At 73.6% G+C, this 14,589-nt stretch carries 11 protein-coding genes, 1 tRNA gene and 1 pseudogene; 6 read left to right on the forward strand and 7 right to left on the reverse strand.

Annotated elements, in window-relative coordinates:
* The first annotated feature begins 62 nt into the window (after positions 1-62).
* Complete coding sequence (locus AC3AQ1_RS01955; RefSeq protein ID WP_108717612.1) at positions 63-464, forward strand: hypothetical protein; 402 nt, start codon at positions 63-65, stop codon at positions 462-464.
* A gap of 157 nt (positions 465-621) precedes the next feature.
* Positions 622-2,511 (forward strand): alkaline phosphatase, encoded by a 1,890-nt coding sequence (gene phoA / locus AC3AQ1_RS01960; protein ID WP_108717613.1) that lies wholly within the window; start codon positions 622-624, stop codon positions 2,509-2,511.
* 60 nt (positions 2,512-2,571) lie between these two features.
* Here the strand turns inward: phoA and AC3AQ1_RS01965 are convergent, their stop codons facing one another.
* Positions 2,572-4,170 (reverse strand): ABC-F family ATP-binding cassette domain-containing protein, encoded by a 1,599-nt coding sequence (locus AC3AQ1_RS01965; RefSeq protein WP_108717614.1) that lies wholly within the window; start codon positions 4,168-4,170, stop codon positions 2,572-2,574.
* A 54-nt stretch (positions 4,171-4,224) separates the two neighbouring features.
* Positions 4,225-4,827 carry a biotin transporter BioY gene (locus AC3AQ1_RS01970; RefSeq protein WP_199916507.1) on the reverse strand — a complete coding sequence of 201 codons (603 nt, stop codon included), beginning with the start codon at positions 4,825-4,827 and terminating at the stop codon, positions 4,225-4,227.
* A 153-nt stretch (positions 4,828-4,980) separates the two neighbouring features.
* On the opposite strand from AC3AQ1_RS01970, the gene ypfJ reads away from it, so the two are divergent.
* Positions 4,981-5,901: a KPN_02809 family neutral zinc metallopeptidase gene (ypfJ, locus tag AC3AQ1_RS01975; protein ID WP_108717616.1), complete on the forward strand. Its 921-nt coding sequence runs from the start codon at positions 4,981-4,983 to the stop codon at positions 5,899-5,901.
* 76 nt (positions 5,902-5,977) lie between these two features.
* On the opposite strand, the gene AC3AQ1_RS01980 is transcribed toward ypfJ, so the two are convergent.
* Both AC3AQ1_RS01980 and AC3AQ1_RS01985 read right to left on the reverse strand, forming a co-directional pair.
* Positions 5,978-7,276: a glycosyltransferase gene (locus tag AC3AQ1_RS01980; protein WP_108717617.1), complete on the reverse strand. Its 1,299-nt coding sequence runs from the start codon at positions 7,274-7,276 to the stop codon at positions 5,978-5,980.
* 57 nt (positions 7,277-7,333) lie between these two features.
* Positions 7,334-9,571: a glycoside hydrolase domain-containing protein gene (locus tag AC3AQ1_RS01985; RefSeq protein WP_108717618.1), complete on the reverse strand. Its 2,238-nt coding sequence runs from the start codon at positions 9,569-9,571 to the stop codon at positions 7,334-7,336.
* A 249-nt stretch (positions 9,572-9,820) separates the two neighbouring features.
* Between AC3AQ1_RS01985 and AC3AQ1_RS01990 the strand changes: the two genes are divergently transcribed.
* From AC3AQ1_RS01990 to AC3AQ1_RS02000, 3 genes are read left to right on the forward strand one after another with little or no spacing between them, the layout of a single operon-like run.
* Positions 9,821-11,524, forward strand: coding sequence for an FAD-dependent oxidoreductase (locus AC3AQ1_RS01990; RefSeq protein WP_234417899.1), 1,704 nt, complete (start codon positions 9,821-9,823; stop codon positions 11,522-11,524).
* Entirely contained in the window at positions 11,508-11,786 is a 279-nt protein-coding gene (locus AC3AQ1_RS01995) for a metal-sensitive transcriptional regulator (protein ID WP_108717620.1), read from the forward strand. Before AC3AQ1_RS01990 ends, AC3AQ1_RS01995 begins: the two co-directional genes overlap by 17 nt.
* A 45-nt stretch (positions 11,787-11,831) precedes the next feature.
* On the forward strand, positions 11,832-12,005 hold the full coding sequence (locus AC3AQ1_RS02000) for a hypothetical protein (RefSeq protein WP_488301224.1): 174 nt from the start codon (positions 11,832-11,834) through the stop codon (positions 12,003-12,005).
* Between the two features lie 28 nt (positions 12,006-12,033).
* Here AC3AQ1_RS02000 and AC3AQ1_RS02005 read toward each other — a convergent pair.
* The 3 genes and pseudogenes from AC3AQ1_RS02005 to AC3AQ1_RS02015 form a co-directional block, all read right to left on the reverse strand.
* Positions 12,034-13,240 (reverse strand): annotated as a pseudogene (locus tag AC3AQ1_RS02005) (arginine deiminase).
* A 130-nt stretch (positions 13,241-13,370) separates the two neighbouring features.
* Positions 13,371-13,444 (reverse strand) — tRNA-Val (locus tag AC3AQ1_RS02010).
* Between the two features lie 14 nt (positions 13,445-13,458).
* Complete coding sequence (locus tag AC3AQ1_RS02015; RefSeq protein WP_108717621.1) at positions 13,459-14,589, reverse strand: CPBP family intramembrane glutamic endopeptidase; 1,131 nt, start codon at positions 14,587-14,589, stop codon at positions 13,459-13,461.

Below are 14,589 nucleotides of genomic sequence, written 5' to 3' on the forward strand. Positions count from 1 at the left end.
GGTCGAGGAACGTCTGGGTCTGCGTCCAGGCTCCCCCCAGGGTGACCGAGCATGCTGCGGCGATGGCAGCAGCGCAGGTCACCCCGGTCTCGCAGGTCACCCCGGTCTCGCAGGTCACCCCTGTCAAAGACGCCCGCCCGCGCAACGAGCTCGGCGAGGCGGTCCGGTTCCTCGGCGTCGTCGCTGTCGTCGTCGCCGGCGTGGCGATCACCGACGCCCTCGGCCTCGGGCCGTGGCCGGCCACGGTGCTCGTGGCGCTCGTCCTGGTGGTCGGCGCCCAGGGGCTGGGACCGCTGGCGGCGAGCCTCGCCGTCGTGCTCGCGTGGTGCACCGTGACGGGGTTCGCGGCGAACGGGGCGGCGGACCTGTCGTTCGACCTCGGGGACCTCGCGCGCCTCGGCGTGCTCGCCGGTGCCGCCGTGGTCGCCGTGACGACGGACCGGCTGCGCGTCCGGCTGAGGTAGCCCGACGACACTCGTTTCCTGAGTGCTCACGCTCCGGCAATCCTGCGTGCGACCGGCCCTCACCCGGACGGGATGGCATGGTCTCGACCTTCGCGTGCGCACGGCCCCAGCCGTGCCTCCGAGGGCCTGACCCGACACCCCACCCCGGAGGAGACGCATGTCCACCCTGACCCGGGCCGGGAGCGCCCTGGCGCTCGCGGCACTCGCCCTCGCGCTCGGCGCGACCTCGGCCACAGCCGACCCCCTGACCGGTACCGGCGACGCGGCCCGCAACGACGGCGACCAGACGCAGGCGCTGCGCGACGCCGTCCGCGATCCGGGCGCGCGCAACGTCATCCTGCTCATCGGCGACGGCATGGGCGACTCCGAGATCACGGTGGCGCGCAACTACCTGGTCGGCGCGGCCGGTGAGCTGCCCGGGATCGACGCGCTGCCGGTGACCGGGCAGTACACGACGTACTCGCTGCACGCCGACGACCAGCTCTACGGTCTGCCCGACTACACGCCCGACTCGGCCGCGACCGGCACGGCCTGGGCGACGGGCACCAAGTCCTACGACGGCGCGATCTCGGTCGACCTCGACGGCGCCGACCTCCCCTCGCTCCTCGAGATCGCGAACGCGAACGGCCTGCGCACCGGTGACGTCTCGACGGCGGAGATCCAGGACGCGACCCCGGCGGTGCAGGTGGCCTCGGTGACCTCGCGCCGGTGCTACGGCCCGAGCACCACGTCGACGCAATGCCCCACGAACGCGCTGGAGAACGGCGGGGCCGGGTCGATCAGCGAGCAGCTGCTCGACACGCGCGCGGACGTGACGCTCGGTGGCGGCGCGGCGTCCTTCGACGAGACCGCCGTCGCCGGACGGTGGGCCGGGCAGACCCTCTGGCAGCAGGCGACCGACCGCGGCTACCAGGTGGTCCGCACGGCGGCGGAGCTCGCCGCCGTCACGTCCGCGGACGCCCCCGTGCTCGGACTGTTCACGCCCGGCAACTTCCCGACCCGGTTCGCCCCGGCGTACGCCACTGCCGGGGGCGGTGACGCGGCGCCGATCACGTGCTCGGAGAACCCCGACCGGCTCACGCCGGACCTCTCCCTCGCCGCGCTCACCACCAAGGCGATCGACCTGCTCGACTCCGACGCCGAGAACGGCTTCTTCCTCCAGGTCGAGGGCGCGTCCATCGACAAGCGCGACCACGCCGCCGATGCGTGCGGCCAGATCGGCGAGACGCAGGACCTCGACGAGGCGGTGCAGGTGGCGCTGGACTTCGCCGCCGCGGACGGGAACACCCTCGTCATCGTCACAGCCGACCACGCTCATACAAGCCAGATCGTCGACGCCACAACGCCCGGGCTCTCGATCTCTCTCACCACCGCCGACGGCGCGCCGATGCTGGTCTCCTACGGCACGGCGCCGCAGGGCGGGTCGCAGCAGCACACGGGCTCGCAGCTGCGCGTCGCGGCCTACGGTCCCGGCGCCGCGAACGTGGCGGGGCTGACCGACCAGACCGACACGTTCTTCACGATCGCCGACGCCCTCGGCCTCGAGCGCGACCTCGCCTCGCTCAGCGCTGACGCCACGGTCACCCTGCCCGAGTCGGTCGCACCCGGTCAGCCGTTCGAGATCCGGGTGGCGGGCCTGGCCGGCGACAAGACGCTGTCGGCGCTCCTGCAGTCCGACCCGGTGGACCTGGGCGCGTCCGACGTCGTGGACGGGGCCGCCGTGCTGACCGCGACGGCGCCCACCGAGGTCGGCGAGCACACGGTCACCGTGACCGGGACCCAGACCGGCGTGAGCGCCGCGGCGACGTTCCAGGTCGTGGCGAGCTCGCCGTCGGCCACCGCGACCGCGACGGCGACCGCGACCGCGGAGGCCTCCCCGACGGACCCCGCCGCGAGCACGGCAGCGGCGGTGATCGCGGGTGGCGGCGGCAGCGGGAGCCTGCCCGGCACGGGCGCCCAGGTGCTCGGGGCGACGCTCGTGGCTGCTGCGCTCATCGCGCTCGGTCTGCTGCTCGTGCGGGCTCGGCGGATCGCGCACGCCGCCTGAGCCCGCCCGCGCCCGCCGACGACGGCCGCCTCGCCTCCGCGAGGCGGCCGTCGTCGCGTCCTACGCGAGCGAGACGAGCTCGGCGTACTCGACGTTCCAGAGGTCCTCGTCGCCGTCGGGCAGCAGGAGGACGCGCTCGGGCTCGAGCGCCTCCACGGCGCCCTCGTCGTGCGTCACGAGCACGACGGCGCCCGCGTACGTCCGCAGAGCGGCCAGGATCTCCGCGCGGCTCGCGGGGTCGAGGTTGTTGGTCGGCTCGTCCAGCAGCAGCACGTTCGCGGCGGACACGACGAGCGTCGCGAGCGCGAGCCGCGTCTTCTCCCCGCCGGACAGGACGCCCGCGGGCTTGTCGGCGTCGTCCCCGGAGAACAGGAACGAGCCCAGCACGCTGCGCACCTGCGTGTCGGTGAGGTCCGGGGCCGCGTGCCGCAGGTTCTCCACGACGGTCGCGGAGGTGTCGAGGGTGTCGTGCTCCTGCGCGTAGTAGCCGATCTTCAGCCCGTGGCCGGGTTCGACCTGGCCCGTGTCGGGCGCCTCGACGCCGCCGAGGATGCGCAGCAGCGTCGTCTTGCCCGCACCGTTGAGGCCGAGCACGACGACCCGGGACCCGCGGTCGATCGCGAGGTCGACGCCCGTGAAGACCTCCTGCGAGCCGTAGCTCTTGGACAGGTCCGACGCGCGCAGCGGCGTGCGCCCGCACGGCGCCGGCTCGGGGAACCGCAGCTTGGCGACCTTGTCGGCCGCGCGGGTCTCCTCCAGGCCCGAGAGCATCCGCTCGGCGCGCCGCGCCATGTTCTGCGCCGCGACCGCCTTCGTCGCCTTCGCGCGCATCTTGTCCGCCTGCGCCAGGAGCGTGGCGGCCTTCTTCTCGGCGTTCGCGCGCTCGCGGCGGCGGCGCTTCTCGTCCGTCTCGCGCTGCGTGAGGTAGGCGTCCCAGCCGAGGTTGTACACGTCGATGACCGCGCGGTTGGCGTCGAGGTGGAACACCTTGTTCACCGTGGCCCGCAGGAGCTCGACGTCGTGGGAGATGACGACGAAGCCGCCGGGGTAGGCCAGCAGGTAGTCGCGCAACCACACGATCGAGTCGGCGTCGAGGTGGTTGGTCGGCTCGTCCAGGAGCAGCGTGCGCGCACCCGAGAAGAGGATGCGGGCGAGCTCGACCCGGCGGCGCTGACCGCCCGACAGCGTCCGCAGCTCCTGGTCCAGGACGCGCGTGGGCAGGCCGAGGTTGCTCGTCATGCGGGCCGCCTCGGCCTCGGCGGTCCAGCCGCCGCGCGCGAGGAACGTGTTCTCCAGCCGCTCGTAGCGGGCCATCGCGGCGTCCCGCTCGGCGCCCGTGGTCTCGGCCATCGCGATCTCGGCCTTGCGCATGTTGCGGATCGTGGCGTCCAGGCCGCGCGCGGACAGCACCCGGTCGCGGGCGAGCACCTCGAGGTCGCCGGTGCGCGGGTCCTGCGGCAGGTAGCCGACGTCGTCAGAGCGGATGACACTGCCACCGGTCGGCTGGGCCTCGCCCGCGAGGATCTTGGTCAGCGTGGTCTTGCCGGCGCCGTTGCGCCCGACGAGTCCGATCCGGTCACCCGAGTCGATGCGCAGCGACGCGTCGCTGAGCAGGGTCCGCGCGCCGATGCGGATCTCGAGGGCCTGGGTGGTGATCACGTGGCACGAGTCTACGGCTCGCGCACAGCGCGCTCAGCGCTGCGCGCCCGGTCCTCAGCGCTGCGCGCGACGCACCAGCGCCCATGCCGAGGGCAGCAGCACCGCGGCGACGATCGCCTTGACCGTGTCCCCGAGCAGGAACGGCACGACGCCGAGCCCGAGCGCCGTCGGCAGGTCCACCCCGAGGTAGGCCGACAGCCAAGGCACGCCGAACGCGTAGACGGTGACGTTGCCCGCGAGCATCGCGCCGATCGTGCCCCAGACCGAGCGGTCGGCCCCGCGCCGCGCGAGGGCGCCGACCACGGCAGCCGCGACGACGTAGCCCAGGAGGTAGCCGAACGACGCGAACTGCCAGCCGCTCGCGCCCCCGGCGAACCAGCCCACGCCCGCGACGCCCGCCAGCAGGTAGAGGCCGAGCGACGCCGTCGCACGGGCCGGCCCGAGGGCGGCGCCGACGACGAGCACGCCGAACGTGCCGAGCGACAGCGGCACGGGCGTGAAGGGAAGCGGCACGGCCACCTGGGAGAGCACCGCGACCAGCGCGGTGCCGGCGAGCACGAGGGCGGCGGTGACCGCGGCGCCGCGGGCGCGGCCGGCGCCGGCGGGAACGAGGTCGGCGAGCACGGGGCGGCGCAGGGCCGCGGCGGAGGTCGTCACGGTTCCCCACCGTAGGGGCGGGGCGCCCGACGGCGAAGGCACGCCACCCCACCAACTCGCCTCGGTCGCTTTGTCGGGATCGTGCATCCCCGCGGCGGGGCCTACCCTCCACGACAGGGGCCTGGCCCATCCGTCATCAGGAAGGAGAGGGACATGACGTTCAACCCGAACGCGAGCAGCTCGGGCGGCCGCGTGCGCCGCGGGGGTGGCAGCCGGGCGCGGACCGGTGGGGTCGCCGTCGGCGGCGGGCTCGGCGTGGTCGGCATCATCGTGCTGATCCTCATGAACGTGCTCGGCGGCGGTGGCGGCGGCACGCTGGACATCCCCGGCCTGACGAGCCAGAACCAGGCGGAGTACGAGAACCCCGAGGGCGAGTCGATCGCCGACTGCACCACCGGCGCCGACGCCAACAAGGACGTCTCCTGCCGGATGGAGTTCACCGCCCTCTCGCTCGACGACTACTGGGGCGCGACCCTGCCGCAGCAGGCCGGCATCGAGTACGAGCTGCCCGACTTCGTGCTGTTCACCGGGCAGACGAGCACCGGGTGCGGGGCGGCGACCTCCGCCGTCGGGCCGTTCTACTGTCCGCCCGACCGCACCGTGTACATCGACACCACGTTCTTCGAGGAGCTGCAGTCCCGCTACGGCGCGAGCGGCGGACCGCTTGCCGAGCTCTACGTCGTGGCGCACGAGTTCGGTCACCACATCCAGAACCAGCTCGGCACGATGAGCACGATCGACCAGAGCGCGACCGGACCGACGTCGGACTCCGTGCGCCTGGAGCTGCAGGCCGACTGCTACGCCGGGATGTGGGTCCGCGGCGCGTCGCAGACGAAGGACGAGAACGGGGTCACCTACCTCGAGCCGCCGACGCGGCAGGACATCGAGGACGCGCTCTCGGCGGCCGCCGCCGTGGGCGACGACCACATCCAGGAGACGTTCCAGGGCCAGGTGACGCCCCACACGTGGACGCACGGCAGCTCCGAGCAGCGCCAGCGCTGGTTCCTCGTGGGGCACGACCAGGGCTCCCTCGCGGCCTGCGACACGTTCGCGGTGTCCGACGGCGAGCTGTAGGCGCTGGCGAGGCCGTGAGCCGAGGCACGGCAGCGGGGACGCCGGGCGCACGTGGCGCCCCCGCCGTCGTGCGGTCTCAGGCGGCGACCGTCTCCCCCACGGCCACCTCGAGCTGACCGAGCATGCGGTCCAGGACTGTCGCCCGGTCGAACTGGAGCGCGTAGTCCCGCGCCCGCGCCTCCCACGCCTCGCGCTCGTCGCCCTCGAGCGCGACGGCGGCCGCGAGCGCCGCGGCGATCGCGTCCGGATCCTGCACGCCGACGATCATCGCGGTGTCCCCCACGGCCTCGGGCACGCCACCCGTCGTCGTCGTGATGACGGGGCCGCCGCCCGCGAGCATCTTCTCCACGACGGCGATGCCGAACGTCTCGACGAACTCCGGTCGCGGCAGCGTGGGCAGGCAGAACGCGCGCGAGCCGGCCATGAGCGCGGGCTTCTCCTCGTCGTCGACGTCGGTGAGCACGTGGATGCGGCCGGCGAGCGGTGACGCCGCGGCGAGCGCCGCGATCTCCTCCTCCTGCGGTCCGCGGCCGGCGACGACGAGCCGGACCCGGTCGGCGATCCCGCTGCGCGCGTAGCCCTCGAGCAGGTCCGGCACTCCCTTGGCCTCGGTGAGCCGGGACAGGAACAGCACGTACGGCTCGTCCGGGATGCCGCGCCGCGCGAGCACCGCGCCGGCCCCGGCCGGGTCGACGCCCAGGTAGCTCGCGGTGTCCAGCGCCGGGTAGGAGATCCCGACCTGCGCCTGGCAGCGCGCGGCGAACGACGTCCCGAGGCCGGCGTCCACCTCGGCGGCCGCGGCCACGATGAGCTCCTTGGTGTACTCCGAGACGGCCACGCAGCAGTCGTTCGCGAGGTAGGTGCCCAGCACGTGCGCGGCCGCCCCGTAGCGCTGCTGCGCGACGGCGGTGCGCACCACGTTCGTGATGTCGGAGCCGACCGCCTCGGCGACGGTGAGGACGTCGACCGGGAGCCCGGTGCGGTGCGCGGCCGTGACGGCCTCCTGCACCGCGAGCGTGTGCGGGGAGAGGTAGAGCGAGAGGCAGATGGTCGGCACGCCGTCGGTGAACAGCTCCACGAGCCGGCCGACCACGCCGCCGGTGTAGCGCCCGTCCACCACGCGGTAGTCCCCCACGGGCTCGGGGCGCTCCACCGTGATGCCGTCGCTGTAGGGCAGGAGGTGCTCGAGCGGCTTGAGCGGCAGGCCGGCGGCCTCGAGCCGGTCCAGCGGCCAGGTGACGATCCGGACCTCGGTGAAGCCGCGCAGCAGCGCCGCCTCGGCGAGGTTGCGCGCCTCCACGGAGTGGCCGCAGATGACGGGGTCGGCGCGGACGACGATGACGAGGCGGCGGTAGCGGTCCAGCAGTGCGGTCATGTCGGGCTCCTTCGGTCGAGCCGGGCAGGTGGGGTCGGTGCGATCAGGGTCGGTAGGTCACAGCGGCGGCCAGGAGTCCGGCGCCGGGCCGGTCAGTGGTGTGGAGGGCGGGCGGGTCGTGGTGCCCCACGCCGTCGGGCGGTCGCTGAGGCTCACCACCAGCTCACCGCCGGCGTGCAGCCGCGTGCCGGTGAGGTACGCGGCGTCCAGGGGCTCGCCGTCGAGCGTCACGCCCTCGACGTACTGCACCGGACCGCCCGGCTCGGGTTCTCGGAAGCCGCGCGTACGCAGGGCGAGCAGGCCGCCGGGCACGTCGACCTCGGCCTCGGCGAACGAGGGCGGGTGCAGCAGCACGAGGTTCTGGCCCGCGACGGGGAACAGGCCCAGCGCGGCCCAGACGTACCAGGAGGACAGGCCGCCGGAGTCGTCGTTGCCGGGCAGGCCGCCGCGGCCGGGACCGAACATCTGGTGCACGACGCCGTGCACCACCTCCGCGGTCCGGTCCGGTCGCCCGGCGTACAGGTAGGCCCACGGCGCGTCCATGTCGGGCTCGTTGTTGAGGCCCTCGAAGCGGCCCAGCGCGTACCCGGCGGCGAGCTCGGCACGACCGGGCCGCAGCCCGGGCTGCGTGACCGGGTCCGCGCCGTAGCCGAAGAAGGTGTCGAGCAGGGCGACGAACGCCGCGTCGCCCCCGACCCCCGCGATCCGGGTCGCCATGTCGTGCAGGAGGCGGAAGGAGTAGTTCCAGGTGGTGCCCTCGTAGAACGTCGAGTCGCGCAGCAGCCCCGTCGCGCGGTCGAACGCGCGCGTCCAGCCGCCGGCGAAGCGCGCCATCTCCGCGTGCAGCGCGCGGTCGCCCACGTGCTCGGCGATCTGCGCGGTGCACCAGTAGCCGAACGCCAGGTCCAGGACGTGGGTGACCGGCTGCGTCATGCCGGCGAGCAGGTACTCCTCGCCGTAGGTGCGCCGCAGGTCGGCCGTCATGTGCACGAGCGCCCAGTCCCAGTCCACGCCGCTCAGGCCGAGCGCGCAGAGGTCGGCCAGGAGGGTGTGCGCCAGCGCGCTGGCCTGCCGGGAGAACCGGTCCGCGCCGCGCGCCATCCGGTAGCCGATCGGGAAGTTGCCCTCCTCCTCGCAGATCCGCAGCAGCGCGTTGGCCAGCTCCACGGACCGCTCCGGCCGCAGCAGCGTCATCAGCGGGAACTGCGTGCGGTACATGTCCCACATCGTCGAGATGTCGAACACGAACGGTCCCGAGGCCGGCCAGAACGGGCTCTCCTCGGGTGCGAAGCTGGGCTTGAGCAGCGAGTGGTACAGCGCGGTGGCGAACACCGTGCGGCGCTCGGTGGACGGTGTGTCGACGCGGATCGCGTCGACGTGCTGGGCCCACGCGGCGCGGGTCGCGGCGCGACGCGAGTCGAACGCGGGTCCCGCGACGGTGCCCGACGGCGAGCAGTCCGCCGCGAGGTTGGCTCGCGCCTGGTCCGTGCCGCGCAGGGAGAAGCCCATCCGCAGCTCGACCACCTGGCCCGCCGCCGTGGGGCCGGACCACATGAGGCCGAAGGTGCGCAGCGTCGTCGGGCGGATGTCGTGGAAGTCCAGGCGCGACCCACCGGGCATGAGGCGGCGGTCGTACCAGAGCAGCTGGCGCATGCCCGGCGCGTCGACCTCGAAGTGCACCGCGAGCGGTGCGCCCTCCACCACGACCTCGCCGCTCGCGACGCCGGGCCCGTGGGACTGCAGCGAGGCGCGCAGCGGCACGGTCGCGCCGTAGGGCACCTCGATCCCGCCGTGGGAGAGGTCCACGACGACGCGGGCGTCGTGGTGGCGAGGGAACGTGTACCGGTGCACCGCGCTCTTGGGGCCGACCGTGATCTCGGCCGTGATGCCGCTGGACAGCAGGGCGCGGTAGTAGCCGGGGCTTGCCTCCTCCTCGAGGATCTCCCACGTCTCGCCGAGGTCGTCCAGCCGCTGCAGCATCGGGGTGACCCGCAGGTAGTTGTAGTACTTGCGGATCGCGCCGGTCCCGGACTGCTGGAAGTGCGTGAAGCCGGAGGCGACGTGCGCGTCGAGGAACGGGACCGGCAGCCCCTCGGTGCCGAGCTCGTACGGCCCGTACCCCGTGGGGTACCCGCCGGAGTAGGCGCACGCGGAGACCATGCCGAACGGGTAGGCGGCGCCCGGGTGGGTGTTGCCGACCTGCGGCTTGGGCCACCACCAGGTGGCGGCCAGGCCGGTGGGCGCCGGCAGGTCGGTGCCGGCGGTCCCGATGAACGGGTCCACGTGCTCGAGCATCCCCGCTCCCTCCGCTCGCCCGCGGGACCGGTGGCGCCGCGTGGCCTCACGCTAGGTGCCCGCATGTGTCCGCCGGGTTACGACCGGTTACGGGTGGAGACATACCGGGCGTGCACACCGATCACATGGCGACCCCGATACCCCGTGGGGTATAGTCGGACCGTGACGCAAGCACCGAAGACAGCTCAGGCGCCCACCGCTGCCGGTGGCCCAACCAGGATCGTCGTCGTGGGGGGCGTTGCCGGCGGAATGAGCTGCGCGGCGCGCGCGCGGCGCCTCGACGAGACCGCGCAGATCACCGTGCTCGAGCGCGGGGCGTTCGTGTCGTACGCGAGTTGCGGCCTGCCGTACCACGTGGGCGGGGAGATCGAGGACACCGGCCGCCTGCTCGTGCAGACGCCGGGCTCCCTGAGGGCCGCGCTTGACCTCGACGTGCGCACGGGGCACGACGTCGTCGCGCTCGACCCCGTCCGTCGCACGGTGACCGTGCGTGCCGCGGGCGGCACCAGCGAGGTCGGCTTCGACGCGCTCGTGCTCGCCGTCGGCGCCTGTCCGGTGCGCCCCCCGATCGACGGGCTCGACTCTCCCCGGGTGCGCACGCTGCGCACCGTGGGCGACGCCGTCGGGCTCCGGCGCGACATCGAGGACGGCGCACGCCGCGCGCTCGTGCTCGGTGCGGGCTTCATCGGCCTCGAGGCGGCCGAGGCGCTGGCCCGGCGGGGCCTCGCCGTGACGGTCGTCGAGCTCGCCGACCACGTGCTGCCCCCGCTCGAGCCCGAGCTCGCACACCTGGTCACGACCGAGCTGCGCGAGCTCGGCGTGAACGTCCGGGTGGGCGTGGGCGCCGCCGCGATCGAGCAGGGTGTCGACGAGGACGTCGTGGTGCTGACCGACGGCCACCGCGTCCCCGCCGACCTCGTGGTGCTGTCGGTCGGCGTGCGCCCGGACACCGCGATCGTCGAGGCGGCCGGCATCGCGTGCGAGGCGGGCGCGATCATCGTTGACGAGCACGGCCGTACCTCGGCGCCGGGCGTCTGGGCGGTCGGCGACGCCACCGTGTCCTCCGACGCCGTGACCGGCGCCCGGCGGCCCGTCCCGCTCGCCGGACCCGCCAACCGTGCCGGACGGCTCGTCGCCGACGACATCCTGCGCCCGGGCTCCGCGCGACCGATCTCCGGTCCGGTCGGGACCGCGATCGTGCGCGTCGGAAGGCTGACGGCGGCAATCACCGGGGCGAACCGGGCGGCGCTCGACCGGGCCGGGACGCCCCACCGCACGCTCCATCTGCACCCGCTGCAGCACGCCGGATACTTCCCCGGCGCCGACCCGATCCACCTCGTCGTACACGTCGCCCAGGACGGCGGTCGCCTGCTCGGCGCCCAGGCGGTGGGCACCGACGGCGTCGACCGTCGGATCGACGTGCTCGCTACCGCCATCAGGGCCGGCCTCGACGCGGGCGACCTCATCGACCTCGACCTCGCGTACTCCCCGCCGTACGGACAGGCCAAGGACGCCGTCAACCTCGCCGGGATGGTCGCGACGAACGTGCTCGACGGCACCCTTCGCCTCTGGTACAGCGAGGATCTGCCCGAGGTCCGGGAGACCGCGCTCGTGCTCGACGTGCGCAGCACGGCCGAGTACACCACCGGGCACCTGCCCGGCTCGCTCAACGTCCCGCACACCGAGCTGCGGGCTCGCCTGGACGAGGTGCGGGGCGCGGCCGCAGGGCGGCCGGTTCGGGTGTTGTGCGCCTCGGGCGTGCGCTCGGCGATCGCGCACCGCGTACTCGCACAGTCCGGGTTCGACTCTGCCTCCCTGTCCGGGGGCATGCTGACGCTGCGTGCCGTCCTCGGCGACGCCGCTGACGACGTCCTCCACGTCCCCGCGCCGTCCTCGTGCCCGTCGGTGCCTGACACCTCAACCCCTGAAGCCCGCCGTGCCTTCCAGCCCTGATCCTGACGCTCAGCGTCGCGCCCTCAACCGCCTGCGGCGCGCCCGCGGGCAGCTCAACGCCGTGATCGACGCGGTCGAGAACGGCGGCTCGTGCCGCGACGTGGTCACCCAGCTCGCGGCCGTGTCCGCCGCGCTCGACCGGGCGGGGTTCACCATCATCGCGACCGCCATGAAGGACTGCGTCGCGTCGCCCGACGGTGAGCGCGAGGTCGACGGCCTCACCACCGAGGAACTCGAGAAGCTCTTCCTCACGCTCGCCTGACTCGTCACGCCCACCCGCCACCCGACCTCCTCCGAAGGAGCCCCCATGTGCCGCGCCGTCACCTGTCGAACCTGTGGGAAGACCACGTGGGCCGGTTGCGGCCAGCACGTCGCCGACGTCAGGCGCACCGTCCCGGCCGCGCAGTGGTGCGCCGGACACGCCTGCACCGCCTCGCAGAGCACCCCGACCGGCTTCCTGGCTCGCCTCTTCAGGCGCTGACCTCGCCAGGGCGGCGAGCGCAGGCGGGTCAGTCCAGCGGGTCCCGAGCGATCGGGCAGGTCATGCAGTGACCGCCCCCGCTGCCCCGGCCCAGCTCGGCGCCGACGATGGTGATCACCTCGACGCCGGCCCGGCGCAGCGCGGCGTTGGTCAAGGTGTTCCGGTCGTAGGTGAACACGACGCCGGGCTCGACGGCGATGGCGTTGTTCCCCGGAGTCCCAACCCTGGCGCTCCGATGCGTAGACGTCGCCCGCCGTCGTCACGACGCGCAGCGTGGGCAGCTCGAGCGCGCGGGCCACCACGTCGACGAAGGCAGTGTCGCCCTCGTCCGTGACCTCCACGCCGGGTGCTGTGTCCGAGGGACGCAAGGTGAACGCGTGGATGCCGTCGACGATCGCGGGGTGCACGGTGACCAGATCCCGGTCGGCGAACGTGAACACGGTGTCGAGGTGCATCGCGGCGCGAAACCGGGGCATCCCCGCCACGACGACCCGTTCCGCAGCCCCGGCGTCGAACAGCGCCCTCGCGAGCTGCGTGATCGCCTGCCGCGAGGTCCTCTCGCTCATGCCCACGAGGACGGTCGCGTTGCCGACGGGCATGACGTCGCCGCCCTCGAGCGTGGCCTGCACCCTGTCCTGCTCCGGATCGCCCCACCACACCCTCGAGTCCCGGTACTCCGGGTGGAACGTGTAGATCGCCGTCATCAGCAGGGTCTCGTCCTGGCGCGCCGGCCAGTACAGCGGGTTCAGCGTCACGCCGCCTCAGATCCAGCAGGTGGTGTCCCGCGTGTAGAGGGTGGGCAGCGGCGGTAGCAGGAACTCGGACCCGCCGGTCGACTCGCGTTCGACGGTGGCGTAGTCGGCGCGGTAGTCGGCGGGCAGATCCGTCGTCGCGAGGCCACCCACGACGAAGCGCGCAAGCTCGCGCTCGGAGAGGGAGTTGAGGTAGGCGCGGGTACCTTCCACCAGACCCAGACCGACTTTGTTGGGCACGACCGCGCGATCCAGGAACCATGCCTTCGCCTCAGCAAGCGCCAGCGTCTGCGCCAGCAGGTCGTGAAGCTCCATGACCTCAACACCGCGGTCCGTCAGCTTGTCCACGAAGTCGAGGTGGTCCCGCTGCGCCGCCTCGACCCACAGCACGTCGTCGAAGAGCAGGTCGTCAGAGTTGCTCGGCGTGAGACGCTCGTGGTCGAGCCCCGGCGCGCACACCAGCACCTCGCGCAGGCGTCCCACCTCCGAGTGGACACGTGGTCGACCGACGACGGCGTTGACGTGGCGGCCATGGCGTCTCCTCGCCGACGGTGTGTGTGGACCCTGCGAACGCGAGCGTGGCGAGGGGCGAACCGCCCGGGTCTTGCGCCGGTGGGCCCAGAGGGGCTCGAACCCCCGACCTCCGCGGTGTAAGCGCGGCGCTCTGACCAGCTGAGCTATAGGCCCGACGGCGGACCAGCCTAACGGTCGCGCGTCGGGTACCCCGCCGCACCGGCCGGCGCGGGAGCAGTCGCGTACGGCGGCGGCACCGGGACGGGCAGCGGCGTCGTCGCGCCGTGCTCGGGCCACGGCGAGCGCCGCTGCAGCCCGGTGCGGTTCGCGAGCACCTCGACCACCCAGCAGTAGAGGAACGACGTGATCGCGGTGATGAGGACCCCGGTGAGCGAGCCGCCCTCGTCGGACTGCGCCGTCGAGCCCAGCACCCCGGAGGCGAGCATGAGGCAGATGCCCACGTTGTTCGCGACGTGCAGCGCGATGGCCGCCTCGAGGCCACCGGTGCGCAGCGTGAGCCACATCGCGGCGAGGGCGAACGTCCCGACGTCCGCCAAACCCCACGGGTCGTACACGTGCCCGGCCACGAACAGCGCGGTCGGGATCGCCACGACGAGCACGCGCGACCACCAGCGCCGCGGCAGCCAGGAGCCGAGCGCCTGCACCAGAAGTCCGCGGAACGCGTACTCCTCGGCAGCGGCCTGGAACGGCACGAGCAGCACGACGACTAGCACGCTCGCCACGAGCGTGGGCCAGGGTGTCCAGGCCGGCGTGAGCTCCTCGCCGAACGCGAGCGAGAGCAGCAGGCTGCCGCCGAGCGAGACGACGATCGTCGCGCCGGCGACGAGCGCGCACCGGCGCAGCCAGCCCCACCGCAGCCGGTAGGCGACCGAGGCGACGTGTCCCGTCGGCACGAACCCCACGATCCGCAGCCCCAGGTAGACGCTCGGGATGATGACGCCGAGCGAGAGCAGTGTGATCGCGAGGTCGAGCGGCCGGGCCGCGTCCAGGGTGACCAGCCGGTTCAGCCAGTCGAACAGGCCCGCGTCGGTGAGCTGCACGTCCCCGCGCAGCACCGACAGCATGAGCCCGACGCCGAACACGAGCGTCTGCAGCGCCACGAACAGGCCGCCTGCGGCGACCAGGGCCAGCAGCATCCGCCACCACGACCAGCGCGCGAGGGTCCGGGGCAGCCGCTCGTACGGCGTCGCGGCGTCGCCGACCGGTGCGCCGGCTGCGGCGCCCGAGCGAACCTTGCGCGACCTCTCGGGGAACGCGGGGAGCGGGCGGTCGCCGGGCGGGAGGACGGGGACGCTCAC

Source organism: Miniimonas sp. S16, assembly GCF_057748195.1.